The sequence below is a fragment of the Dyadobacter diqingensis genome, assembly GCF_024220585.1.
Taxonomy (GTDB): domain Bacteria; phylum Bacteroidota; class Bacteroidia; order Cytophagales; family Spirosomataceae; genus Dyadobacter; species Dyadobacter diqingensis.
Window position 1 is genome coordinate 527,079 of the sequence record NZ_JAMXKF010000001.1, and the last position, 26,342, is coordinate 553,420.

The window sequence follows — 26,342 nt, forward strand, 5'->3', positions numbered from 1 at the left end:
CTTCCGAATTAACCCCGGAAGTCGTTCTTTTTTATAGCTTTGCCAATTATTTCAAAATTCCGGAAATTCAAAGTGACAGGTGCAAACCAGTCAACTGCTGGCTTTCCGCTCTCAACTTTACACTTTCAACTTTCAACCGCTGCGGCGGCCGCTAAATGAAACATATTGCCATTTTCGCATCAGGTTCCGGATCCAATGCTGAAAAAATCAGCGAATATTTTGCTGAACGTTCCGATGTGCAGATTACATTGATACTGACTAATAATCCACAGGCCGGCGTTATCGAACGTGCGCGGCGCCTGCATATCCCGGTTGTCGTTTTTGACAGAAAAACCTTTTATGAAACTGACCGCATTCTGGATCTGTTGAAAAATAACAAAATTGACCTCATCGTGCTGGCCGGCTTTATGATGCTGATCCCCGCTTCGATGGTAGAGGCATTTCCCGATCGGATGGTCAATATTCACCCGGCTTTGCTGCCGAAATTTGGGGGAAAAGGCATGTATGGTCATTTTGTACATGAGGCAGTGGTTGCAAACAAGGAGAAAGAATCCGGTATCACCATCCATTATGTCAACCAGCATTATGATGAAGGCAATATCATTTTCCAAACAAGCTGCGAGGTAACAGAAACCGATAACGCAGACAGCGTGGCTGATAAAATCCATGTACTGGAACATCAACATTTCCCACGCGTTGTAGACGAAGTACTTTCCAGTTTGAGTTAAGTCATTACGTATGTTATACTTTTTGCTCGCCGTCCTCTTTACCGTTGCACTTTACCTGATCATGCGGTCGTATCCGAAATATCAGGTCAATTCGTTTCATGCAGTGGTTTTCAACTATTACTCCTGCGTAGTGACGGGACTCGTCTTAACACCCGATTTAAAGGCGTTCGGCGAAGTACAATGGAGTTCGCAGGGGACGATATTAACGCTGGCACTTGGAACACTGTTTGTGATCGCCTTTATGTCGATTGGTATGACGGCGCAAAAAGTCAGTGTAACGGCGGCTTCGCTGGCGGGTAATATGTCGCTGGTTATTCCGGTATTATTCGGTCTTTTTATTTTTAAAAATACGAACAAGGCTTTTACTTTTCTGAACTACACCGGGCTGGTGATAGCGCTGGCCGCACTTGCACTAGGTGTCATTCAGACGAAAACAAAAAGTACATCCTTTGAACACGATCAGCCGTTGGAAGTCCCGGTGTTATCTTACGCATGGCTTCTTCCCGTTTTTACTTTTTTGGCAAGTGGGACCAATAATACACTGATCAATTATCTGACCATGCAGTACTACCGCCCCGAGCAAACGACACTGTTCATGATCATTGCCTGCTCCGGTGCTATTTTGATCGGCACTATGCTGCTGCTCTACAAGGTATTTTTTGGCGGAGAAAAGCTGCTTCTGCGCAGTGTTGTCGGCGGCCTGATCCTTGGCGTTCCCAACTTCCTTTCCCTTTACTTTTTATTGCTGGCTTTGGGCTCGTTTGGGAACAGCGCCGCCTTCGTTTTCCCGATTTACAACATTCTGAGTATGCTGGTTTCTTCTCTGGCCGCCTGGATTTTGTATAAGGAAAAACTTAATAACCTGAACAGACTTGGACTTGCTCTTGCCGTCGTAGCCATTATCCTGATTTCTTATCAGGAACTTGGTTTATAGGAATTATCCCGGTGATAATTTTTGTTAGCTTAATTTGGGGCTTTTTGTGCCATTTTTTGCTAGAATTTTATTTACGCGTCCGACGGTGAAAAACCGTCGGACGCGGTGGCCCGTCAGATGGCTTTTTGGCCATCCGACGGGTAAGAAACAAATACAAGGCTATCAGAAGCCGTTGAAATATCTTAAAACAGAATTATGCAAAAATCAAGTGTGCTGCGTATTGGGCAGCCTAAGACGGTTTTAAACAAACGTCAGAAAGAATTTAATCAGTTATCCGACAAAATTGAACAGCTGGATATACTGATTCCGGAACTACGCAATGCTTACTATCTTTTGGTGGAACGTGTTCAGAAAGAATACAATCCGATTGTGATGGAATTTCAGTCATTCCGGGTCGAACTCGTGCGTCACCTCGACCGGATGTATGAAAAAGACTTATACAGAAAAGCATATCTTACCAAGCTCGCTTATCTGATCTCGGAAATTTCCCTTGATCTGATCGTTAATTACAAGTTTGAAGAGCTTCTCCCTATTTTTAATAAATACAGTGAAATTGATTTCGAAACGGCGCTGAAAGAATTAAAACTTTCTGATTCCCAGCTGATCGACAGTAAACTTCTGGCTGAGGAAAATGAAATTACCGAAGAAGAACCCTTTCACGAACTGGACATTGAAGAACAGGAACGAATCAAAGCTGAACTAAGAGCTGCCAAAGCGAAAGCCCAGCAGAACGGTGCCAGACAGATTTTGCAACAGCAAAAAACCACCAAATCCGTCAGAAAAGTTTATATGGATCTGGTTAAGGCTTTCCACCCGGATCTGGAAACGGACGAGGCGGAAAAGCAGCGAAAAACGGAGATCATGCAGCGCGTAACGCAGACGTACCAAGAAAACAACCTCCGTGAACTTTTAAAACTGCAAATCGAATTTGAGCGAATTGATCAGGATCACCTGGAAAACCTTGGCAAGGAGCAGCTGACTTATTATAATTTGGTGCTTAAACAACAGGTTGAAGAGCTGGAAAAAGAAAAAGCGGATATCCAGCAACAGATATCTTATTTGTGCGGCCTCAAACCCGAACATGCCAATTCTCTGACAACGGTGGTCGTTCGTTTCAACACGAATATCAACGAAGTTAAGGCGGAAATAAAGGAAATAAAAAATACGCTGAAACGGTGGAAAGAACCAAGCTTGTTAAAAACATTCCTTAAAACCTACCAGATTCCTAACATGACCATTTTTGACGACGAAGACGATTTCTAATCACTGTTTTGCGCATTTTTGTAGACATCTTACCACAATTTTCCCATAATCTCCCCTATGTAAAAATTGTAATCATCGTATACCGCATTGATTACCAAAGGAACTTCAAAAAACGTCGCTATTTGCATTGACTGGTACAAAATTTGATAAGTATGGTTTTAACTAACTTAATCGTACTGATATGAAAAATTGTATTATTCTTTTATTCGCTCTGACTGTAAGCATTTCTTCTGCCTTTGCTCAGGAGAATGTTTCCATCGGGCCTATCGCGGGCGTCTCGTTTGCTAATCTTCATGGCAACATGGAGCACACAAATGTGAAACCTGGTCTTACTATCGGAGGGTTCTACAATTACAGTTCAAAGACAGGATTTGGATTTAGCGGTCAATTGCTTTTTACGCAGTTGGGCGCCAAAACTTTTGAAAAAACAAATGAAATTAACCTGAACTACATCCAGGCTCCATTGTTTTTCACGTTCTTTTTTGGTCGTTATGGAGACCGCTTTCGTCCGAAATTGTTTGTAGGGCCAAGCCTAAACTTTCTGGTAAGTGCAAAAGACAAAGATGGAAACACCCTAAACGGAACATCTGGCAATCGTTACTTCAATGTTTTTGATCTTGGTATCACAGGTGGAGCAGGATTCAATTACGAACTGAGCCAAAAAATCTGGTTGAATTTTGATGTGCGATATGGCGTCGGCCTTTTGGATGTTGCCAGACCCGACAATGTAAACATTAAAAACAGAAATCTGGGAATCAACGTCGGACTTAGCTTCCCGTTGGGAACGTATGATAAAAAATCCGGTCGGTTGAGAACACGCTAGTCATTTTACACTTCATTTATAAGCGAAAAGGCATCCTCAACGGATGCCTTTTCATGATTTAAACCCGCATATGATCAGGTAACCAGTTGACGATTGACCTTTTGATTTCATCAGCAGATATATTTTCGGTTAATACCCTGCTCACCAAAGCCGGGAGTTCCTGATCGGATGCAAACCGAAGCGCGAATAACTGTCCTTCGGAGAGTTTCCCTTCAAAATCTTCAAGCCTATTTCCCGTCAGCACATAATATCTGAAACGGAGTTCAAGTCTTACGATCCGGTTCTGGTTGTTCAGCGCATAATGCTGGCGAAGCATAAACGCCAGATAACCGAGCATGAACAATCCCAGTGTCACAAATAGCCAGAGAAGCGACTGTTCCTCATATTTAAAAATAAACCAGGTACTAAAACTCATCAGAATCATCAGTACCGGATAAAATACAAAATGATGAGGCGGGTAATAACGGACGTGGTTTTTATAGTTCTGCTCTTCCATATATAATCTAAGAATGTTTCAGCTTGCTTTGTAATAACCATGCCTGAATCAGGCGGTATCCGTTACTGAAATTTCTTGAAAATACTTGAAGCGATGTGACCGCCGAAACCAAGTGTATTATTCATCGCATAATTAACCGTCCTTTGTTTGGCCTTTCCCAACGTCAGGTCAAATTTACCTTCGAACGCCGGTTCAATTTTTAGTGTATTGATCGTCGGAGGAATAATATCGTCGGTGATCGACTTGATGCACGCAATCGCTTCAATTGCCCCGGCCGCGCCCAGCAAATGGCCGGTCATGGATTTGGTCGCACTTATCCCCAAATCGGGATTGGAACCAAATATTTTCTCAATCGAATATAACTCGCTGACATCACCTACCGGTGAAGCTGTTCCGTGTACATTCAGATAGTCAATTTCAGAGGCAGCAATACCCGCTTCTTCCAAAGCCAGTTCCATGGCCAGTGATGTGCCTTCTCCCCCGGGGTGTGTACTCGTTAAGTGATAGGCATCAGCTGTCATTCCTCCGCCGACGATTTCAGCTATGATATTGGCCCCACGACGAACCGCGTGCTCATAACTTTCCAGAATAATCGCCCCGGCCCCCTCACCCATCACAAAACCATCTCTGTCAGGATCGAAAGGTTTACAAGCCGTTTCTGCGTTATCATTGTTGGTGGACAATGCTTTCGTCGCGTTAAAACCACCTACTGAAATTTCATAAATGGGCGCTTCCGAGCCTCCTGTGATGATCATATCAGCTTTGCCCCATTGGATAAAATTAAAGGCTTCAATAATGGCTGTGTTGGCACTGGCACAGGCAGAAACCGAAGTAAAGTTAACACCCCGCAGTCCGTACTTAATCGAAATCACGCCCGAAGCAATATCAACGATCATTTTGGGATAAAAATAAGGGTTGAAGCGTGGCGTCCCGTTTCCGGTCGCGAATTCCGAAACAGCCTGCTGAAAAGTATAAATCCCACCATTTCCGCTACCCCAGATCACACCGATGCGGTTTTTATTCAGTTTATCAAAATCAATGCCGGCATGTTCAATAGCCTCGGCAACCGAAACCAGTGCATATTGCGTGAACGGGTCATACTTACGGGCATCGTTCCGATCGAAAAAATCCTGTGGGTTAAAACCCTTTACTTCGCAGGCAAACTTTGTTTTGAAATTTGTGGTATCGAATTTGGTGATGGGACCAGCGCCGCTCACGCCATTCACCAGGGCATGCCAAAAATCATTTATGTTATTCCCCAGCGGGGTTAAAGCACCAAGACCTGTTACTACTACACGGTTTAATTGTCCGACAAGTTTCATTTATACTTTTATTAAAATTTAATACCGGCGGTTTATTTATCGAAAGCTGTTATTTAAAATAATAAGCATTTATTCAGACTAAATGTTCCAGAAAACTACGCCATGTGATCAGTTCACGATATTCTCGTATTTTTTGTATATTTAATCAGCACTAATATCCGGATTTTAAGCATCACAATCTGACTTAAATATCCACGCTTGCATTTAAACACAAGTTGGTACAGAAATTGCATGGTTTGATAATAAGAAAGTAAAATTACCATTATCCTCCTTGAACTGACTTTATCATTAACGTACCTGATATGAACAATACGTCCCCGACCAATATCTTCTTTCATCGGGGCACCTACATTTTGACTTTTATAACGCTCTTTGCTCTGACCGGCGTACGCAGCATTTTTGCCCAGAGTCCGGGGAATGTTCTTGAAAAAGACTCCACGGTAAGAGGAGATACCAGCAAATTGCTCGACTTGATTGATATTGGTAAGAACTTATTCCATATCAAACCGCGCAAACCTGAAAGCACCGATGGAAAGGTAATTTATTTTTCTGTACTCCCCTTTTCAACACAGGTTCCGGGAGGAGGAACTGCCATTGTCACCTCCACCACCGCGGGCGTATATCTGGGTGACAGGAAAGACACCTACATGTCCAGAATTACGTTCACGCCATACTGGAATTTTAAACAGCGCTTCGGCCTGCCGATTCGCTCTTATATATGGCTGAAACAAAATAAATGGGTCATCAGCGGCGATACGCGGTTTATGGTATATCCTCAGTATACCTGGGGACTTGGCCGACAATATAAAGAAGAAGACAAGCTGCTGATCAATTATTCTTACATCCGTCTTTACCAGCAAGTCTTAAAACGAATATCCAGGGGATTTTTTGCCGGCCTCGGCTATCATATTGATTATAGAATTCATGTAAACACCGATCCGGACGATCCTCCTTTGGCAACATACACCGGTTATGCGTACGGCACCTCACCGGCATTAAACAGTTTTTCATCAGGACTAAGTCTGAACGTCCTGTTTGACACAAGAAACAACTCGCTGAATTCCTGGGATGGTTATTATACCAGTATTCAGTACCGCGTCAATCCTGTTTTTTTAGGTAACGACGATACGTGGAAGTCTATTTACATTGATTTTCGTAAGTACATCCGTTTTAATCATAGTCAGGAAAAACAAAACATGCTGGCAGTATGGACCTATTTATGGAAGGTCTTCGACAAAGAAGTACCCTACCTGGACCTGCCAAGTATCGGCTGGGAAGACTATAACAGCTCGGGTCGTGGTTTTGATCAAAACCGTTATCGGGGCCGCAATCTTTTTTACCTTGAAGCGGAATACAGACGTGATATTACCAATAACGGGTTTCTGGGTTTTGTGGTTTTTGCAAATGCCAATACAGTGAGCGGCCCTAAAAGTACTTTCTTACTGAACTGGAACAGAGGCGCCGGAGCAGGCTTGCGAATTAAGATGAACAAGCGCTCAGGAACCAATATAGCGCTCAACTACGGCTTCAGCAAAGATTATTCGGGTATTAAGCTGACGCTCGGCGAGGTTTTCTGAGTAATTCTGATGTGATCGGTTGTTTGGAATACATGTGCTAAATCACTAAATTTTAACGCAATACATCAACGACCTTTATGAAACACTTCTTCCTCTACCTCATGTCCGCGTTTTTCGTTTTTACGGGCGTTATGCACTTTTTAAAACCCAGGATTTTTCTGGGCATTATGCCTAAATTTTTGCCCTTTCCATTACAACTGGTTTATATCAGCGGAGCGTGTGAATTATTGTTTGCCATTTTATTGGCCATTCCCGCAACCCGGTATTGGGGAGCCTGGCTTATTATCCTGCTGCTCGTCGCTGTTTTCCCTGCAAATATTCAAATGGCTATCAGTTTTTACAGACAGCAAAATCCATATTTATGGCTTGCATTGCTTCGTCTGCCCCTACAATTTGTGCTGATCTGGTGGGCCTGGCTTTATACAAGGCCCAATATTGCAGATTGAAACATACCTGAAATTGTCATTATTTCAGCTTATTCTCAGCATAAGTCGTCATGTACGCAAGATTAGAATTACCTTTGCGGATTATTTAGCAGTAGTGTTATGACTTTTGAAGAATTAAATCTCACCAGACCTTTACTGAACGCATTAGCGGATCTGGGTTATACAACCCCTACAACCATTCAGGAAAAGGTATTTTCCGTGATGATGTCGGGAAAAGATGTGTGTGGAATTGCCCAAACGGGTACAGGAAAAACTTTCGCTTATTTACTGCCGTCACTTCGGCAAATACAATATTCCAAGGACCGCTTACCTCAGCTTTTGATCATCGTTCCAACGCGCGAACTGGTTGTTCAGGTTGTTGAAGAAGTAAAAAAACTGGCCGCTTATATGACACTTACGGCTGTGGGTGTGTATGGAGGTGGTAATATCAAGGTCCAAATGGCCGAGTTAAAAAACGGGGCTGATGTGGTTGTGGCCACGCCGGGCCGTTTGTATGACCTCGCCCTGAACGGCTCGCTTAAGACCAAAGCGATCAAAAAACTCGTTATCGACGAAGTGGATGAAATGCTGAACCTTGGTTTCCGGACCCAGCTTAAAAACATCCTGGACATGCTTCCGCCAAAAAGACAAAATCTTTTGTTTTCTGCGACACTTATTCCGGAGGTAGAGGTGCTGATGCAAACCTATTTCAATGATCCTGTGCGTATTGAAGCGGCCCCGGTGGGAACGCCTCTGGACAACATTGAACAAATGGCTTATGACGTGCCGAATTTTTACACGAAGGTCAATCTGTTGGAATTGCTTTTAAGTGAAGATGAAACCATGTCCAAAGTATTGGTTTTTGCGGCTACCAAACATTTGGCGGATCAGCTTTTTGCGCAGCTGGAAATGAAATTCCCGGAAAGAATAGGCGTGATCCATTCCAATAAGGAACAAAATCACCGTTTCAACAGTGTAAAACAATTTCATGAGGGCACGTACCGGTTGCTGATCGCGACTGATATTATCGCCAGAGGATTGGATGTAGCAGAAGTGTCCCACGTATTTAATTTTGATGTGCCGGAAGTTCCTGAAAATTATATTCACCGTATCGGACGGACGGGACGGGCTGATAAAAAGGGTATTGCGATTTCCTTTGTTACAGAAAAAGAAAAGGAATTTCAGGAGAATATTGAAGCGTTGATGAACTACGAAATTCCGATGCTTGCACTACCCGAGAATCTAAAAATTTCTGAGATTCTTACCGAGCTCGAAAAACCTCATATTTACATGAAAACGCTGGACGTGAAATTGCCCAAAAGGGGAACGGTCGGAGCTGCTTTTCATGAGAAAATAGATAAAAATAAAAAGGTCAATGTCCGGAGAGATCATGCAAAAGAAAAAATGCAGAAATATGGCCGCCCAATTAAAAGATCAGGTAAAAAATAAGGGGCAAAAGCCCCTTATTTTTTATTCATCATATTTTCTTCCAGTAATTTGAAGAAGCGGTCCCGATAGGTTTCTCCCAAAGGAACCGCTGTATTTTTATTCAGAAAAATCTGGTTCCCCTCAACATACTCCACCTTGTTCAGAGCAATAATATAAGACCGGTGCACACGTGTGAAATAGGTATCTGACAGGTATTCCTCCACCTCCTTCATCGTAGACAGTGTGACCAGCCTTCCGGAGTCCGTATAAATGCTTACATAATTCCCCAAACCTTCAATATAGAGAATGTCCTGAAAACGGACCTTCATAATCTTGCTGTCGACTTTAATGAACACGTGATCGTTCGTAGTAGTGGTTGGTGCGTATGCAGCCGGAACGGGCGAAACAACGGTTTTTTCACCTGAACTCTGGATTTCCTTAACCTTTTGCACAGCACGTAAAAACCGGTCAAAAGGTATTGGCTTTAACAGGTAATCAACCACATCGAGCTCATAACCTTCGAGTGCGTACTGGCTGTATGCCGTCGTTAAAATTACCTTTGCACGCCCCCTGAGCAATTTGATAAATTCGAGACCCGAAATTTCAGGCATATGAATGTCAAGAAAAATAAGGTCTATCGGCTGCGTATAAATCACTTCCAATGCCTGTACAGGATCCAGATAAGTACCGGCCAGTTCCAGAAAAGGTGTTTTTGAAATATAATTACTCAGCACATTTATAGCAGCTTGTTCATCATCAATGATCAGACATCGTAAATTCATAACCGTAAAATTTAAAGAATAATGGTTAATTCGGAGGTGTAAAATAAAGGATCGTCGGAAATTTGCAACGTGTGTTTTCCCGGATACCCCAGCATTAGCCTGCGTTTAATATTATCGATACCGATTCCAGTCGAATCTTCTTTGGGACCGTTTCGTTTTTTGTTTCTTACAAAGAAAAAAAGCTTTTCAGCATCGGCTTTCAAATGGATTTGCAGCGGAAATTCTGTCTGATGAAGCTCTCCGTATTTAAATGCATTTTCGACGAAAGTGATCAGCAGCAACGGCATGATCCTTCTGATCTGAACCGCCCCTTCTACCCGAAAATCTATTTGCAGCTGATTGGAAAAACGCAGCTGATTGAAAGCGATGAAATTATGTAAATGCTCTATTTCACCGGCAAGGGATACCTTTGCCTCTTCGTTATTTTCCTGCAAGCCATAACGCATCATTTTCGACAAAAGCATCGTCGCCCGGGCCAGTTCATCCGAAAGTGGCAGGGCCTGCGAATAGAGAAAATTCAAACTATTGAAAAGAAAATGCGGGTTGATCTGATATTTCAAAGATTGAAGCTGTGCATCCAGAACTTCCTTTTCCAGCACTTTTTGCTTTAACATTTCCTTCTGTCTGCTTTCTGCCAAATCTCTCAGCTCTTGTTGATACTGCTCCGATTTACGTCCATAACCATAAATAAAACTAACCAGCAGCATGATCAGATCCCAGGTGTTACTGATTCGGGTTACTTTCCCGAGCGCCCGTCCCAGTTTATATCCTGTCGAATGATCGGTTGTTTGTACACTTGCAAAGACATCAGCGCCATTGAGAACCGATGGTAATCCAAAACCCTTGGTCAGGATAAAAAACCAGATAATTTTAAAAATGACAAGCACTACGAAAAGTCCGAAGCTGCTTGCCAGTGCCAGAATAATCTTGTTTCTAACCAGCAAATTAAAACTGGTTTTAAGGTTTATGTAAAAAAAGAGCATTGAGGGCAAAAGCATCAGCAATGTGGTGCTCCATGCGATGGGTTTTCCCGAAAAAATATCAGAAAAAAGCGTCAGGAAAAGCCAGAGGACCCAGCCTAAAACAAGCCATACCAAATGCACACCCGAAATGCTATCGCTTTCTTTTTTCCACCAGCGATTAATCCTTAATCTCCAATGCCTCCGGCGATGGAAACCTGCTACAATCACGTAAACCATCATCGTTAACGGATTGACAATGATCATGGCAGCAATATAGTCGCGATCCATTGTACGGGAAGCCTTTTTCGCGACCTTCCCGTCGCCTCCCAATGCAAGCTCCACGTGTTCTACCGAAGCCATATACTCCGATTCCGTAATGGTTATTTTCGCGATCAGAAATGACAACATAGAAAATACCAGAATAGCCGAAAAAGCGAACAGCCAGAATTTTAACCGCGAAGTCCGAAGGCGCCATACCGGAACCAGAACATAATAGGCGAATGCATACAAAATGTAGTTAAGCAACAACGTGAGTGGCAATCCCGTGTAATTCCAGGTTGTAAAATAGCCCGTGTAATCCCATCCGCCAAACACAAAGACCAGTGTGATAATCCCTAAAATGAATAATGATTTATGGTCTGCCAATCGTTGTCTCATATTCTATTTAATCTAAAACCAGACTTAAATCTAGTTTCCACAAGGCCAATTCTTCGTTTTTTATGACCAACTCCTTCTTTTCAATGACGAACCCGCCCGTTTTAGTCAAACCATCCCAAAAGATGTACGAACCGGGCTTATCCATGCCTGTTCTGCATTAATCACTCCGATTGCCGGGTTGGTCACAACAAATTTATACTGCGGTTTTCATCCCACACCTTTGCAATGTCATCACGGACAACGATTCTAACAAATTATAACAACATAAACTTTTAAAGCCTTATGAAAACGCTTTCCAAAATTTCCGCTTTTGTCCTTGTTTCTTTGATGTTCGTAAGCTGCCAAAATGAAAACATTACACCGGACTCAGTCGCCTACAACAATGCCCCTTCCGCTCCGACCGTAAATACCGACGGAAATTCAAAAGATTTGCACTTAGAGAAAAATCTGACAGCCGAAACGTACAGAAAACCTGTGACCAATAACGATTCCCTGAAAATCGTTTCATCTAATCCTGAAAACAAGATCAAAGAATAACGGACCTAATAATTATTTTAACCAGCTAATCACCAAATATATGTTGCTCATCATCTTCATTTCGAGTATTGCGTTAATCGTGACAGGGAAAAACTATCTTTTCAGAATTAACAGCACGGCTTTAAACAAGTCACTGGTGTGGGTTGGTCTTTTCGGACTAGGCTTTGTACTCGGCATTCAGATTTACGACCATCTTACCGATATCGTTGCCGGGTTTAACGATGGACGTGCATTAAAACAATAATATGAACAGACTTCATAGGATATCAAACAGGGCTGCCGAAAATATTTCAGCAGCCCTGTCCTCTTGTATTATTTCAACAAATATGTTTACCGACTCCTCCCCCAGCTCGTCGCCCGCAACCCAATATATCCGCCCACCGAAGCAGGATATAAATCTCCCTGATCCACAGCAAGTTTGGTGATTAACCTGGTATTTCCCCATTTCAGCAGCGGCGCATCGACCGTCAATAAATAGGAAAACTGCTTGGCAGTTGGTTCGAAAGGGCGGTTATTCGTCCCGTAATTGGCACTGTATGAGATTTTAGTCCGCCATTGAATTGCTTTTGAAGCCGTTCCTTCCAGCCCTGCATGATATACGACTACGCGGTTATCTGAGAAAAACTCGCCTCCGCCGTAATCCTTCTGGTTAATTTCGCTGGTGGGTGGGAGAAACGGTGTTCCCATTCCCTTTCCAAAATAGGACCATCCCTCCCGATACTGGGCATGATCAAAATAGTTATCATTGCCTTTAAAGTGCGAACCCGGAACATCAAAACCAGCCCCGGACTGATCTTTCGAGAAAAGATATTCCAACAGGACACCTCTCACCTGAACAAATGACCTGGAGGAAGGCGACCTTTTCCAACTCAAACCGTACAGCCCGTCCGGGATATTCTGGAGCTGTAAACCCGAGCCGTCTTCAAAAGGATGGTTATGATATAAAAGCAGTTTCGATTTTTGAAGTTTGTACTCCAAAGCGAGGTCGTACTGACCAACGTGATTCCCCACCCGGTTTTCACCATCAAAATTTGTAAAACGCTTGTTACGATAAACCTTTGGAATCTTCCCGATCACAACGCCCCACAAATAATCTCCAAAATTAGAAGTAAGTTTTCCGTCAATCGCAAAAGGGCTATCCTTCAGATATTCGGCTCTTCCTGCCCAGGTTACACTATGGACTACGCCAACCTGAAGGTTAAATTTGCCCCCGGGTTTCCCGAATTTCCCATACAAGGTTTTCTGATGTAAATAAGCATCCTGGATATAAGGTGAATTATACCAGCCATGGGAGAAAAAACCTTTTATAGAAACCCAGCTTTTCAGAAATTTAAGCGGGACATAGTCAGGGAAACCAAGCTGAATCTTCGGAACCGGTAACGCATTGCCCGACCAGGTGAAAGACCCGGTGCTCAGCGTAGTATCAATGATCCCCAGAATCTCTTTGCGTCTTCCTCCCCAGAATTCCAGTTTTTTCCAGCGCACCTTAAGATAAGCTTCCGGAAGATATAATTTATTATTGCCACTCCCGGCATTATATACCGCCTCAGCACCTGCTCCCCATGTAATTTTGGCAAGCTTTGTCTTTTTTGTGGTATCCAAGGAATAAATCTGTGATTCATAAACTAGTCCAGCCCTTGCTGTGAAATCTGGCCTAGTCAATGGAACAACGCCAAATTGATTTGCCCTGAGCCAGAAAGGTGTTGTGGCATCTGTCCCGATATAGGTCCCCAATTCTGCGGAAGGATTCCAATGCTGCGACTGACCGTATGTCTCCACCGAAGTTTGGACCAGCATGATAAGCACTAAAAGACATATTTTGGCAAGATGGAAAATGAAATAATCAGCTTTCCATTGATAACGAGACTGGTGACTTACTTCTTTTCGAGCGCTTATGAACGCCATAACGTGTGGAGGTAAAGAGTTTTTTACAATAATGTAAGTCTTGATTAAAATACATACGAAAAATCACATCCTGCGGATTTTGTCAGACAGGCAAATTAGTCAAAAGAATCTGAAAAATTCCGAACAACAAAGATTGTTCATGATTAGGTAATCCGGTTTCGTAATCCTCAATATTTATTCAACGGAAGGTGTAAAAAAAATATTTTCAGCTCTCTTCACAATAAATAGAACAAGGTTTAAATTTATTTTCAAAAAATATCGAAATTTTATATCCGGTTATTATCCAATAAAAACGAAACTTTCAGCAACCATATCTCTCATAAATACAAAAACTGCTTTTTTAATAAATAGCCAGCCCTCAACTTTTTTTTCTCCCTCCGATCTATTTTAATCCAACCGTCGTAAGTCTGTTAAAATGCAACGTTTTTCAACAAACTAAAGGGATTAGAAATCATCACGACTATGAAACAAACGTTATCTGACAACCTCGTTTCTTCCGACAGCCAAATATTGGCGAAAGTGAACAGACGGTATTTCCTTAGATCGGCAGGCGTAGCCGCTGCCACTGGTGCTTTTATTCTCGGTGCATGTACGGATCACGATTTAGAAGGTGACAAAATTGTAGAATTGGGTGCTGGTGATGTGGGTATTCTTAACTATGCCTATGCGTTGGAACAGTTGGAGGCTGCGTTTTATATTCAGGTTTTAACAACCCCTTATGTTGGAATTACGGCCGAAGAAAAAGCAATTTTGACGGATATCCGTGATCATGAAATTGTTCACAGACAGTTTTTCAAAGCTGCGCTGCAATCTGCTGCCATTAAAGATTTAACACCAAATTTCTCTTCAATTAACTTTTCGGACAGAGCCAGCGTTCTGGGTGCTGCCAAATTATTTGAAGATACTGGTGTTCAGGCTTATAACGGCGCAGGGAAGTTTATTAAAGATGCTGGTTATTTATTGCTGGCTGGTAAAATTGTTTCGGTTGAAGCGCGTCATGCCTCGGCTATCCGTGATTTACTCATGCCAAATACGGCTTTCTTCGCCGGAGATGATGTGGTAACGACCAGTGATGGATTTGACGGAGCACTACCTCCGCCAGTGATTCTGCCATCGGTTCAACCTTTTGTTGTTAACAAAATCGGTTATTCACAATTGCCAGTTTAATCATCAACTCTTTAATAATCAGACCAACATGAATATTTTTAATATACTTGACAGCATTCAGAAAATTGATGGCGATGCAATCAAGCGTCTGGAACATGCGACTCGCCGTACGTTTATGAACCGTATCGGAAGTACACTGGCGGCCGCAGCAGTTCCTACCGCTTTCGCTTCGATCGTCAGTAAAGCATATGGTGCGACACCAACGGCACTTGAAGTTTTAAACTATGCACTTACACTTGAATATCTTGAAAACGAATTTTACGAAATAGGTAATGCAACAGCGGGATTGATCCCGGGCGAATACAAAGCTGTATTTGCACAGATCGGCCAGCACGAAAAAGCACACGTTAAGTTTTTGGCAACGGCGCTTGCGGGTGACGCGGTAAAAAAGCCAACTTTTGACTTCACAGCCAAAGGTGCTTTCCCGGCATTTACCGATTTCGGCACATTTGTAACCTTATCTAAGGCGTTTGAAGACACAGGAGTACGTGCCTACAAAGGCCAGGCAGGAAACCTGATCAGTGCGCCGAATCTTCTTCAGTATGCGCTTCAGGTGCATTCGGTAGAAGCTCGCCACGCTTCCATCGTGAGAAGAATTCTTGGAAAAATTACCAATGACAAAACGACTAAGGGCTGGATCACCAATGATGCAGGCTTCCCGGGTGCCGTTTATAAAGGAGAAATTAGTGAAAGCAATGTGGTACAAGGTGGCCTAAACGTCCCTGGCATTGCCGGATTGGAAAATATATCATTTGCTGCGATCACAGAAGCATTTGACGAGCCATTGACTATGAAAGAAGTCTTGGACATTGCAGGACCGTTTATCGTGTCGCTGTAAGGATTGTCCAAAAAAATTGTGGAGGGTAAGGTAATGCATAGATCGGATCGCAAGAAGCGACCCGATCTTTTTTTGTGGATATATAAAAAATAACCCCGAATACCTGTGAGGAGATTCGGGGTCTTATATAATTTACGCCAAAATTTTTTAATGCGTTTCCGGTTGTTTTTCCAGATTAAACAAATCGTTCAAAACATCAATCAGAGTTTCTGCTTCTCCACGTTTACAAGCCGCTTTCAATTGCAGAACCGGCAATTTCAGGATTTTCTGCATCATGCTGGTTGTAATACGTTCCACTTTTTCAAGCTCCGAATCCGTCAGGTTTTTAGTAAACCTTGTTAATTCTTCTTTACGTATTTGTTCCAAAGCACCTTTCAATTTCTGAATGGTCGGCGAAACAATCATTTCTTTTGACCAATCATTAAATTCAAGTACAGCTTCACCAATAATCTCTCTTACCTGCGGAACCGATTCCAGGCGGCGTGTCAGCGCTTCATCCGCTCTTGACTTAATAGAATCAATCGCATAAAGCATAACACCAGGAATTTCCTCCACCTCCGGAGAAACGCTGCGAGGCACAGAAAGATCAATAAAATATTTAAATGACATCCCGCGCAGGCGTACCATCATTTCTTTTGTAAAGAAAGGCTCGTCACGTGCTATGGACGACACAATGATATCTGCGTTGGAAATTTCGTCTTCTATATTCTCAAAATCCGCTACTTTAAAACCAAGCTCCTGCGCTAATGCATCCGCTTTGCTTCTTGTACGGTTTACCAAAGTAACATCAGCACCCGTTTTTTGCGCCAGATTACGGCAAACATCCGTTCCGATTTCGCCCAGCCCTACCACAAGAATTTTTGGATTCGGCATTAATCCGTCCAGCAATTCAACAGCTGCATAGGATACCGACGCTGCACCATCACGGAAAAAAGTTTCCTGCGCTACACGTTTGTTGGCAAAAAATATGGTATGTAATAAACGGTGTAAAAATGGTCCCGCAAGGTTCAGATCAGCAGTCCACTGATAAGCGTGCTTGATCTGATTCGGGATTTGCATATCTCCCACAACCTGCGAATGAAGCCCGGTTGCTACTTCAAATAAATGCTGAACAGCAGTTTCTCCCTGAGAAAAACGCTCAAAATAATCCAGAAACGGCTCAATATCGGCAACTCCTTTTTCGATAAGCAGGAGCTTAATAATATCTTCGTTCAGATCTTCTGCCGAAGAATAATATATTTCAGTACGATTGCAGGTGGAAACGACAAGAACATCAGATACTTCGAAGAAATCCTTCAAACGAAGCATAATCCCCTTTGCACTTTCCTCCGAAAGAGCTAGTTGCTCTCGTATGGAAAGGGGTGCATTCCGATGTGATAAACTTATTGATTTGAAATGATTATACATCACTAGGTCTAATTCGATTCACAAAAATACAGCACAAAATTTACAATAGGAACGTTAAGCCAACCGCACATCTTTATTTAGAAGACATATAAATAAAACGATCAACTTTCCTGTAAATTTCTGACTTCCTTCATGGTGATTAAATGACTTGCGTCATATTTTACTATGACAAAGCAACAAATGAAAATCAGGATAAAATCCACTAAGCACGATTATTTTACGTTATTTGTAAGGCCTATTATTAACCGGCAAATTCATCAAGCTTCCGAACCTTAAATGATCGCTGAAACACCTAAAAATAAACCCCGTTTCCGTCTGCATCCGGTGGCTCTTTTAAACAGTGATAAACTTCGTCACTCTTTGATTGGCACGTATGAAAAGAAGGGGGTGCTTAAATATCTGATCGGAATTGTACTGCTGGCACTGAGCATTGGCTCGTTGTTTTACACCAATGATCTGGTTGATAAACTGGAAGAAAGAGAGGAACGCGAGGTAAAATTATATGGGGAAGGGCTTCGGTATATTGTAAACAGCCCGGACGATGAGAATTTCAATGTCATCATGAGTGTTATCCAGGACGCTGTTAATTTTTACCAGATTCCCGTGATTTATGTCGATGAAAATAATTTCCCGATTCATCGCAATATCAACTTCCCAAAAAATGCCTCACTGCGTGAAAAGGAACGCATCATTGAGGCTCAACTCATAAAGATGAAAAGCGAGCACCCGCCCGTCCCTGTTCAGGTTGGCGATGGAAAAGTTGGCTACATTTATTATAGTAATTCATTTCTGCTTACCCAGCTTCGCTATTATCCGTTTGTGCAGTTATCGGTGATGCTATTGATCGGTTATCTGGCATATCTTGCATTTAGTGCCGCCAGAAAAGCTGAACAGAATCGGGTATGGGTTGGGCTGGCTAAGGAAACGGCGCACCAGTTGGGTACTCCCCTATCCTCGCTGATGGCCTGGGTTGAATATTTCCGTAGTGATCCTAACATTGATCCGTCGATTGCCGATGAAATCGAAAAAGACGTCGTCAGGCTTGAAATGATTACCACACGTTTCTCAAATATTGGCTCCATCCCGACTTTAAAACCTGAACCGGTTTCGGAAATTGTGACGCACTTTATCACATATCTTCAAAAACGGGTTTCTTCAAAAGTTCACTTCTTTATTCATGACCAGCTGGCAGAAGGCCAAACCGCGCTATTGAATAAAAATCTTTTTGAGTGGGTCGTTGAAAATATCTGTAAAAATGCTGTTGATGCCATGAGTGGCGTCGGAGAACTGCACGTAACCTTGCAGGCACCGCCGCAAAGCAAAGAAATCCTTATTGACATAACCGATACTGGCAAGGGTATGACCAAAGCCAATGCTAACAAAATTTTCAACCCTGGTTTCAGTACAAAAAAACGCGGCTGGGGTCTTGGACTAACGCTTGCCAAACGTATCATCGAGAATTATCATGGCGGCAAGTTATTCGTAAAAAGCTCCGAAGTCGGTAAAGGAACCACATTCCGGATCATGCTGCCAGCCAGAGTCATGGAAGAAATCATCCAGCATGAGGCTTAACCTTGTTACTTTACCACCTAAGACATATGAGATAACCTTAGTTTAAGTTAGTTAGATTTTGTCGTCAGTTTTGTTTTCCATTCGATCTTATACATTCCCCAAAAAATCTTAGCTTCTCTCAGGTGTCTTAGGTGGTGTTAGAAAAAAACTCAGCTTTAAAAATTGAAGCCCATCGATATATATGGTAGAGCGCCGTCGCGGGAAAAACCTACTGCGGCCTGTATCAGGATCAGTTCTGCTGGTATGATATAAATTCCGCCACCGTAACCGTCGTGCCATTTTTTGGACGATTGCCCCGGTTCCCAAACACGGCCAATGTCGTTGAACCCGACCAGGCCAAGTGTGCCCGGTACGATGTATGAACGAAAATGAAGGATATCCAGTCTTAGGTCAAGATTATGGTAAACCATCGTTTTCCCGGTAAATCGGTTGGTGTGGAAACCTCTCAGACTACGCACACCGCCCAATTGCATGCGTTGAAAAAATGTCGGATCGCCGACCGTAGTTCCTCCGCCAAGTCTGTTTGCCATCACAAAACGGGAATCTTTTGTTCCGATATAATGCCGAACTTCCGACGTAAATCTGCCATACGATTCGTAATTGCCATCGACTTTTTTCTTTGCTGAAAACGTAGTGTTCCAGAAAATTCCTTTGTTGGGCATCGTGATATTATCCCTCGTATCATAAATCCACCCGGCAATAAGACCTGCATAAAATCGGTCCTGAAAAACGGCATATTCGGGATGTTCTGCATTGAAATCGTTGAAGAAACGATACGTATTGGACTCTGTTTTGCTCGTATAATATTCCGTGGAAATCCCACCAAATAATATCAGATCTTTCTGTATCTTTCTTTTCAGTTTCAAATCGACGGTCAGGTAATCGTAACGATTTCGGTAATACGACATTTTCTTATCACCTTCATTGATAAACCGGGTTTCGTTGCCAATCCCAAAAAAGTTGGTCAAATTTCTTGGCCCCAGTAAATGCGCGTCAATTTCCAGGTCGTTATGACCGATAACCTTTTTGAAGTCTCCTACGTAATCAAGAATAAAAGACTGACGACCAGTCGAATAATTAGCCCAGAACTCATTTTTAAAAGCGTAGGGCTCTTTTCTAAAACCCTGCTTTTCAAAAATCATCCCGGCAGCCAACTGAATTCCCTGATCGATATTGTAGTTGGCACGAAAAAGGGGGCCAAGCCTGTTAAACAGAAAGCTTCTCTTATTATACTGATTTACCGTCGTATCGGTTGATAACCTGAGCCTTGCCTTTGAGGAAGGTGGCAGCACATTTTCCTGATCGGAACGATCATACACATAAATCCGGCTCTTATTTTTAAGCGCTTCATCCACCACAAATTTATCAACATCATCACCTCCAACCATCCGTATTTTGATAGGCGATTTAGTAGCCCCATTTACCGAGAATACATCTTCACCGGCAAAACCATACAACCTGATTTCTTTGGTAACATCATGATCAAATACTCTGTGATACACTTTTCTGCCATTACTACCGTCCTTTTTAATATTATAGACAGTCAGATCAATATCTCCTTTTTCCGTATGACGGATGTCAAAATATTCACGCTTGTCCGACAACGAAATCTCCACCGTTTCTGCCAAAAATCGAAAATATTCGAGCGCGTAAACAGGAAGATTGGTTATTCGGCCCAGCAGCGATTTTTGCAGCAACGGTGTAGTCGGATCGGAATAAATACTGTCCGGCAAGGCTTTCATCGCGCTTTCAACCAGAGCAGGCGTGAGTTTTTCCTGTACAAAGGCTATCTCCTCTTTCCAGTCTGCTTCACTTAATTGGCTGAGAAAGTACCGATCCAGATAACGTGCATTAAAATTCCATCCCTTAATATCTCTGATATTTTCGCTATACGGCTGAAGATTAGATTTTAGCCACTGATGTGAAAGAAACCAGGGTAACAAACCCGAAGTTTTGTAAAAAACCTTGTCCCGGTCTCTTGGCACAGGCGTGTACGAAGTTTCACCTTTCGATTTTTCAGGAAACCAGCGCCAGTTATCCTCGTGCCTGTCCCAGTCGCCGATCACCATGTCCAGCAGACGGGCCCGTAGTGTCAGTTTTTCATTAAACCGGGTGTCATTGTCCCGCTCTACCTTACGCTGTGCTTTATCGGTCGCATCTGTTTTTTCGGTTTCAAAAGGATTTCTTTCCTCAAAAAGATAAGCAGCATTGGCAAAAACTTTTTGATATTCCCCCAATCCCGGGTCATCCGCCACATAGACAATTTCCGGATTCGAATGCAGCAATCCCAAGGCCTCGGCAAGTGGAGGAGTCACCAGTGCACCAAAAGGATGTCCGGTAGAAACCTGGTCCTGCACAATATCTTTCGCGATGGTCGGTCTTAAATTTTCCGGCAGTCCACGCTCCGGATATTTCTGAATGGTCCTTAAAACCCACTCGCGTCCGGAAGGATCCTTTAATCGCAGCGAGCGTGTTTGCATTCCTCCACCGAGCTTCACAATCTCCAAACCTCCTTTTTCCGTTTTCAAATCGAGAACCCGCATAGGCACCGGCGTAGCCCAGAGCTTTCGATAATTTTCTCCCAGAAAAAAACGATGTACTTTACCTACATCATTATACTCCGGGGCTATGGCAATGACTAAACTGTCAGATGCCGGAAGATTTTGAGCAAAACAGGTACTCGCTGGCAACAACAAAATACCCAGCAGGTGCTTTGGTAATTTTAAAAATATGTTGGTAAAATTTCGATGCATAGATGTTACGTCCGGTAAAGCAGCTAAATATACGGCTCTTTATCCTTGGATCGTACAAATTCTTACTGTTCTGTCCAATCGGGAATAAAAATCATTTAAAGGTAAGGCTTTTCAAAAAAAGAGCCGATATCCCAACGATATCAGCTCTTCTGTAACTGCATACATTTGTAGTCTATTCAAGTCTTGGCAGACGAATACTATCTGTTTCTATCTGGTTACTTACCCGTAATGCCCGGTCACGGATTCTGATTTTCCATTTATACGGAATAAGAGTCGCACCGGGGAAATAAGGAGCAAATGTGTTAAGATCCAGTCTGCCTTTGATAGGTCCTGACTTCCCGTCCGATTTAAGATCAGGGAAGAATTTGGTGCTGTCTAAAGCCAGTATCGTTTCATGCCATACTTTATTTTCATAAGTACAGGTAACCAACTCATAATTACCCCAGTCCTTATATTTCTCCGTATCACTTCTCTCCGCATCCGATGCCCCTAAATCACCATCTCCATCTTCAAAATCAAGACTAATAATTATATTTTCTATATTATTACCCAAAGAATCTTTTCCCGGATAATGGTCTACACTGTTATAGTAAATTTTCGGTGTATCATTAAAATCAGGAATATCGACGCAACTTGCCAGTGCGATTGCACAAATAAAGAATAGGGAGATTTTCAATTTCATATCATTATCGTTTAAGCCGTAAACGGCCAGCTAATAGATTTTTTTTCAGATTTACGTATTTCAGAAATTAACCTCAGGATATTCTCTTCTTACTTTTCAATGTCAAACACTAACTTCTGACATCTAACTTTTAACTTTGTTCTTCTATTTACGAAAGTACTACGATTGAAACTTCTAAGCAATATATCACCTTTGGAAATACGTCAGGAACTTCGCCGGCAAATTATTGCGCTCAAACCTTCGGATTTTGAATCATTGGCCTTGCGCATTTTTCAATATCAGGCAAAATATAACCCGGTTTACAACCAGTACATATCTTATCTGAACATAGAGCCGGATAAGATAACAAAGCTTACGGAGATTCCCTTTTTACCGATCCAGTTTTTTAAAAATCATACCATCAAGTCCGGGCTTCCTCCTGAACCCACCGTCATTTTTGAAAGTAGCGGAACCACGGGTACTGCTACCAGCCGTCACGCTCTCTATGATGCCACACTCTACGAATCGGTCTCTACAAGCATCTTTGAGCAAAATTACGGGAGATTGAACGATTTCCATCTGCTGGTTCTGCTACCTTCATACCTTGAACGAAACAACTCGTCTCTGGTGTATATGATGCAACATTTTATTGATAAGGCCGACTCTCCTTACTCTGATTTTTACCTGCACAATACGGATGACATGCTCAAAAGGCTGCGTGAACTCGCCGAAAATCCGGATGGTAAAGGAATCCTTTTAATGGGTGTCACCTTCGCGCTGCTTGATCTTGCAGAAAGTGGTACTGACCTTTCTTTTCTTAAAGATATACCAAATCTTAAAGTAATGGATACGGGGGGCATGAAAGGGCGCCGTCAGGAACTGCTCCGGGAAGAAGTGCATGATATCCTCAAAGCTGCCTTTGGGGTGTCAGAAATACATTCAGAATATGGCATGACCGAACTGCTTTCACAGAGTTATTCTTTGGGAAACGGCTTATTTACGCCCGGATTAACCATGCGTGTACTGCTTCGCGATGTGAACGATCCCTTCGCCATTTTCGACCATAATCTTACGGGCTCCAAAACAGGCGGGATTAATGTTATCGATCTGGCAAACCTGGATAGCTGTTCTTTTATCGAAACGCAGGACCTGGGTCGTTTTGGAACGGTTCCCGGCACATTTTATGTCATGGGACGTTTTGATAATTCTGATATCCGCGGATGCAATTTATTGGTTTTATAAAGCGTTTTAAGGGCGGAAATTTCAGGACTCATTCGCTTCCATAGTTCATTTATTCCTTCAATTATTAATATCTTTTTCATCCATTTTACAGAAGTCTGATTAACAATAAGATATAGTGCGCACCTCTTATATAGAATTGTTCTAACCGACCAATAATTGAGAATATTTCATAAATTAGCCGGGTTGTTTTGAATTGCATTAATCTAATGTATTATTACACTTTGGATTGTTAACCTAATAAGTATATAAAATGAAAAGACGTGATGCACTTGCCCGTGTGGCACTATTAATGGGTGGAACAATTTCTGCCCCGACCATGCTGGCTTTTCTGGAGGGCTGTAAATCGTCGACCGAAACATCGACAAGTCTTACTTTTCCGTTCTCGGCTGATCAAAAAAATCTGGTTTCAGAAGTAGCGGAGATCATTATTCCCAAAACAGACACACCCGGTGCAAAAGACGCCAAGGTGGGTGAATTTATAGAAATGATGCTGAAAGATTGCTACGAAGCAAAAGATCAGAACAGCTTTGCAGCAGGATTAAAGGACCTTGAAAAGAGAGATTTTTTAAAGGCGTCACCAGCAGACCAAACCAAAATACTGAAAGAGCTGGAAGCTTCTGCCAAGGTAGAATCTGAAAAGAGCACCGAAGCCAAAAAGAAATTCACGGAGGCTGGAAAAGAGTACACGGATGATCAGGGTGTTCCGTTCTTCAAACTGGTTAAAGAACTTACCTTATTGGGTTATTTCACATCTGAGCCGGGCGCTACACTCGCACTTGATTATGTTCCGGTTCCTGGTCGTTACGACGGCTGCATAGATCTGAAACCCGGTCAGAAAGCCTGGGCGATGTAAGGTTTCATGAAAAAATATTTGAGCCTGGGCACGTTATTACACGTATCCTAAGCTCAGCTGGTAATGGTTTTTATTAAGATATAAGAAAAAATTCACCATGAATTTAAACATAAAAGGTCAGAAAGAAGTGACGTACGATGCCATCGTCGTTGGTTCTGGTATCAGTGGCGGTTGGGCTGCCAAAGAATTAACTGAAAAAGGATTAAAAGTGGTTATGCTTGAACGCGGACGCGATATCAAACACATCACTGATTATAAAACTGCCACGCTGGCTCCCTGGGAACTTGAACACCGCGGCCGCGTGACAACAGTTGCCAAGGAAGAATACTGGGCAGGAATGCGCACAGGATACACGGCAAACCCGGAGCACCGATATCTTTTTGAAAACGACAAAGAAAATCCATACGAGGAAACACGGAAATTTGACTGGATCCGTGCTTACCACGTGGGCGGACGTTCCTTGTTATGGGGACGTCAGAGCTACCGTTTGAACGCGGCGGATTTTGAGGCGAACGCAAAAGACGGAATTTCTATCGACTGGCCAATTCGCTATAAGGACATTGCTCCGTGGTATGATTACGTAGAGAGATTTGCAGGTATTAGTGGTGCAAAAGACGGTCTGGATGTGTTACCCGACGGAAATTATCTACCTCCTATGCAGATGAACTGTGTTGAAAAAACAGTAAAAGGCGAAATTGAAAAGAAATTTGCCGGTCGTCACGTGATCATGGGACGTGCTGCGCATTTGACTCAGCCACAAGCTTTCCATACAGAATTGGGCCGTGCGGCCTGCCAGTTCAGAAATATGTGTATGCGCGGATGTCCGTACGGCGCTTATTTCAGTACGCAGGCAGCGACACTTCCGGCAGCAACAAAAACCGGAAACCTGACACTGATTCCTGATACAATCGTTACGGAAGTGATCTACGACGATAAGCTGGGCAAAGCAACGGGTGTTCGTACGATCAACCAGAATACAAACGAGACTAAGGAATATTTCGCAAAAATCATCTTCCTTAATGCATCCGCAATCGCGTCGGCTTCTATCTTATTGAACTCAAAATCAAAAAGATTCCCGAATGGTTTTGGAAATGACAGCGACCAGGTTGGTCGTAACATCATGGACCACCACCTTGCTGTTGGTGCACGCGGAGAATTTGAAGGTTTTGAAGATAAATACTACTTCGGACGTCGTGCAAACGGTATTTACGTACCGCGTTACCGCAACTGGGGTGACGACAAACGCGATTACCTGAGAGGGTTCGGATACCAGGGTGGTGCAAGCCGCGACAGCTGGGGACGTGGAGCCGGAATGGATGGTTTCGGGGCTGATTTCAAAAAGGAAATTTCGCAGCCAGGCGGATGGAGCATGAACCTCGGAGGATTTGGAGAGATGCTTCCTGATGAAAAGAACCGTTTTACACTTTCAACAAAAACGAAAGATAAATGGGGACTTCCAGTCGTTATATTTGACGCAGCTTACGGAGAAAACGAGAAAAAGATGCGTGTGGATATGATGAACGATGCTGCCGAGATGTTGGAAGCTGCCGGTCTGAAAAACGTATCAAAATACAACGACGAGTCGAAACACCCGGGTATCGGTATCCACGAAATGGGTACGGCACGTATGGGTAACGATCCTAAAACTTCTGTTTTGAATAAAAATAACCAGGTTTGGGGTGCTGAAAACGTATACATGACTGACGGAGCCTTCATGACTTCGGCGTCTTGTGTTAACCCTTCGCTAACCTACATGGCGATGACGGCACGCGCTGCTGACCATGCGGTGAAGGAGCTGAAAAAGATGAATTTATAAGTACGCCAAAATCATAACATAAACCAGTCACCCAGGTGATCGGGAAATGTTAAAAAACGGCGAAATCAAATACTGAAAGCCTTGTCGGGTAAATCCGGCGAGGCTTTCTCTTTTATCGGGAAATAGCCTTAACAAAAAGAAAACATGTAGTATATTGTAATTCCGGCCTTGGAACCGGAAAAATCCCGATAACC

Annotated in this window: 23 protein-coding genes; 15 read left to right on the plus strand and 8 right to left on the minus strand. The window is 42.8% G+C overall.

The window, feature by feature from the left end:
- The first annotated feature begins 155 nt into the window (after nucleotides 1-155).
- From purN to M1L62_RS02165, 4 genes are all read left to right on the plus strand, one after another.
- Nucleotides 156-728 (plus strand): phosphoribosylglycinamide formyltransferase, encoded by a 573-nt coding sequence (gene purN, locus M1L62_RS02150; protein WP_254411356.1) that lies wholly within the window; start codon nucleotides 156-158, stop codon nucleotides 726-728.
- Nucleotides 729-738: 10 nt separating this feature from the next.
- A complete protein-coding gene (locus M1L62_RS02155) occupies nucleotides 739-1,662 on the plus strand; it encodes a hypothetical protein (protein ID WP_254411357.1) in 924 nt (307 codons plus the stop codon).
- Nucleotides 1,663-1,857: 195 nt separating this feature from the next.
- Entirely contained in the window at nucleotides 1,858-2,925 is a 1,068-nt protein-coding gene (locus tag M1L62_RS02160; protein WP_254411358.1) for a hypothetical protein, read from the plus strand.
- A gap of 181 nt (nucleotides 2,926-3,106) precedes the next feature.
- Nucleotides 3,107-3,748: a porin family protein gene (locus tag M1L62_RS02165; RefSeq protein ID WP_254411359.1), complete on the plus strand. Its 642-nt coding sequence runs from the start codon at nucleotides 3,107-3,109 to the stop codon at nucleotides 3,746-3,748.
- Between the two features lie 58 nt (nucleotides 3,749-3,806).
- Here M1L62_RS02165 and M1L62_RS02170 read toward each other — a convergent pair whose 3' ends face one another.
- Both M1L62_RS02170 and fabF read right to left on the minus strand, forming a co-directional pair.
- On the minus strand, nucleotides 3,807-4,244 hold the full coding sequence (locus M1L62_RS02170) for a DUF6526 family protein (protein WP_254411360.1): 438 nt from the start codon (nucleotides 4,242-4,244) through the stop codon (nucleotides 3,807-3,809).
- Between the two features lie 62 nt (nucleotides 4,245-4,306).
- Entirely contained in the window at nucleotides 4,307-5,566 is a 1,260-nt protein-coding gene (gene fabF, locus M1L62_RS02175; RefSeq protein ID WP_254411361.1) for a beta-ketoacyl-ACP synthase II, read from the minus strand.
- Nucleotides 5,567-5,868: 302 nt separating this feature from the next.
- Between fabF and M1L62_RS02180 the strand changes: the two genes are divergently transcribed.
- The 3 genes from M1L62_RS02180 (at nucleotide 5,869) to M1L62_RS02190 (ending at nucleotide 9,017) form a co-directional block, all read left to right on the plus strand.
- Nucleotides 5,869-7,143: a BamA/TamA family outer membrane protein gene (locus M1L62_RS02180; protein ID WP_254411362.1), complete on the plus strand. Its 1,275-nt coding sequence runs from the start codon at nucleotides 5,869-5,871 to the stop codon at nucleotides 7,141-7,143.
- A gap of 77 nt (nucleotides 7,144-7,220) precedes the next feature.
- Nucleotides 7,221-7,589: a DoxX family protein gene (locus tag M1L62_RS02185; protein WP_254411363.1), complete on the plus strand. Its 369-nt coding sequence runs from the start codon at nucleotides 7,221-7,223 to the stop codon at nucleotides 7,587-7,589.
- Between the two features lie 99 nt (nucleotides 7,590-7,688).
- Nucleotides 7,689-9,017 carry a DEAD/DEAH box helicase gene (locus M1L62_RS02190; RefSeq protein WP_254411364.1) on the plus strand — a complete coding sequence of 443 codons (1,329 nt, stop codon included), beginning with the start codon at nucleotides 7,689-7,691 and terminating at the stop codon, nucleotides 9,015-9,017.
- A 14-nt stretch (nucleotides 9,018-9,031) separates the two neighbouring features.
- Here M1L62_RS02190 and M1L62_RS02195 read toward each other — a convergent pair whose 3' ends face one another.
- Both M1L62_RS02195 and M1L62_RS02200 read right to left on the minus strand, forming a co-directional pair.
- A complete protein-coding gene (locus M1L62_RS02195) occupies nucleotides 9,032-9,778 on the minus strand; it encodes a LytR/AlgR family response regulator transcription factor (protein WP_254411365.1) in 747 nt (248 codons plus the stop codon).
- Between the two features lie 11 nt (nucleotides 9,779-9,789).
- Nucleotides 9,790-11,397 (minus strand): sensor histidine kinase, encoded by a 1,608-nt coding sequence (locus M1L62_RS02200; RefSeq protein ID WP_254411366.1) that lies wholly within the window; start codon nucleotides 11,395-11,397, stop codon nucleotides 9,790-9,792.
- A gap of 282 nt (nucleotides 11,398-11,679) precedes the next feature.
- Here M1L62_RS02200 and M1L62_RS02205 point away from each other — a divergent pair, with 282 nt between their 5' ends.
- Nucleotides 11,680-11,934, plus strand: coding sequence for a hypothetical protein (locus M1L62_RS02205; protein ID WP_254411367.1), 255 nt, complete (start codon nucleotides 11,680-11,682; stop codon nucleotides 11,932-11,934).
- Between the two features lie 40 nt (nucleotides 11,935-11,974).
- Complete coding sequence (locus tag M1L62_RS02210) at nucleotides 11,975-12,178, plus strand: hypothetical protein (RefSeq protein WP_254411368.1); 204 nt, start codon at nucleotides 11,975-11,977, stop codon at nucleotides 12,176-12,178.
- Nucleotides 12,179-12,264: 86 nt separating this feature from the next.
- Here the strand turns inward: M1L62_RS02210 and M1L62_RS02215 are convergent, their stop codons facing one another.
- Nucleotides 12,265-13,839 (minus strand): capsule assembly Wzi family protein, encoded by a 1,575-nt coding sequence (locus tag M1L62_RS02215; protein WP_254411369.1) that lies wholly within the window; start codon nucleotides 13,837-13,839, stop codon nucleotides 12,265-12,267.
- 462 nt (nucleotides 13,840-14,301) lie between these two features.
- On the opposite strand from M1L62_RS02215, the gene M1L62_RS02220 reads away from it, so the two are divergent.
- Together M1L62_RS02220 and M1L62_RS02225 are read left to right on the plus strand one after the other, a co-directional pair.
- Entirely contained in the window at nucleotides 14,302-15,006 is a 705-nt protein-coding gene (locus M1L62_RS02220) for a ferritin-like domain-containing protein (protein ID WP_254411370.1), read from the plus strand.
- A 28-nt stretch (nucleotides 15,007-15,034) separates the two neighbouring features.
- Nucleotides 15,035-15,844 (plus strand): ferritin-like domain-containing protein, encoded by an 810-nt coding sequence (locus M1L62_RS02225; protein WP_254411371.1) that lies wholly within the window; start codon nucleotides 15,035-15,037, stop codon nucleotides 15,842-15,844.
- 147 nt (nucleotides 15,845-15,991) lie between these two features.
- Here M1L62_RS02225 and hemA read toward each other — a convergent pair whose 3' ends face one another.
- Entirely contained in the window at nucleotides 15,992-17,251 is a 1,260-nt protein-coding gene (gene hemA / locus M1L62_RS02230) for a glutamyl-tRNA reductase (protein ID WP_254411372.1), read from the minus strand.
- Nucleotides 17,252-17,527: 276 nt separating this feature from the next.
- Here hemA and M1L62_RS02235 point away from each other — a divergent pair, with 276 nt between their 5' ends.
- A complete protein-coding gene (locus M1L62_RS02235) occupies nucleotides 17,528-18,823 on the plus strand; it encodes a sensor histidine kinase (protein WP_254411373.1) in 1,296 nt (431 codons plus the stop codon).
- A 155-nt stretch (nucleotides 18,824-18,978) separates the two neighbouring features.
- On the opposite strand, the gene M1L62_RS02240 is transcribed toward M1L62_RS02235, so the two are convergent.
- Together M1L62_RS02240 and M1L62_RS02245 are read right to left on the minus strand one after the other, a co-directional pair.
- A complete protein-coding gene (locus M1L62_RS02240; protein ID WP_254411374.1) occupies nucleotides 18,979-21,576 on the minus strand; it encodes a BamA/TamA family outer membrane protein in 2,598 nt (865 codons plus the stop codon).
- Nucleotides 21,577-21,748: 172 nt separating this feature from the next.
- Entirely contained in the window at nucleotides 21,749-22,258 is a 510-nt protein-coding gene (locus M1L62_RS02245) for a hypothetical protein (RefSeq protein ID WP_254411375.1), read from the minus strand.
- 192 nt (nucleotides 22,259-22,450) lie between these two features.
- Here M1L62_RS02245 and M1L62_RS02250 point away from each other — a divergent pair, with 192 nt between their 5' ends.
- From M1L62_RS02250 to M1L62_RS02260, 3 genes are all read left to right on the plus strand, one after another.
- A complete protein-coding gene (locus M1L62_RS02250; protein WP_254411376.1) occupies nucleotides 22,451-23,479 on the plus strand; it encodes an acyl transferase in 1,029 nt (342 codons plus the stop codon).
- A 250-nt stretch (nucleotides 23,480-23,729) separates the two neighbouring features.
- A complete protein-coding gene (locus M1L62_RS02255; protein WP_254411377.1) occupies nucleotides 23,730-24,332 on the plus strand; it encodes a gluconate 2-dehydrogenase subunit 3 family protein in 603 nt (200 codons plus the stop codon).
- Between the two features lie 97 nt (nucleotides 24,333-24,429).
- Nucleotides 24,430-26,148: a GMC family oxidoreductase gene (locus M1L62_RS02260; protein ID WP_254411378.1), complete on the plus strand. Its 1,719-nt coding sequence runs from the start codon at nucleotides 24,430-24,432 to the stop codon at nucleotides 26,146-26,148.
- The last annotated feature ends 194 nt before the right edge of the window (nucleotides 26,149-26,342 follow it).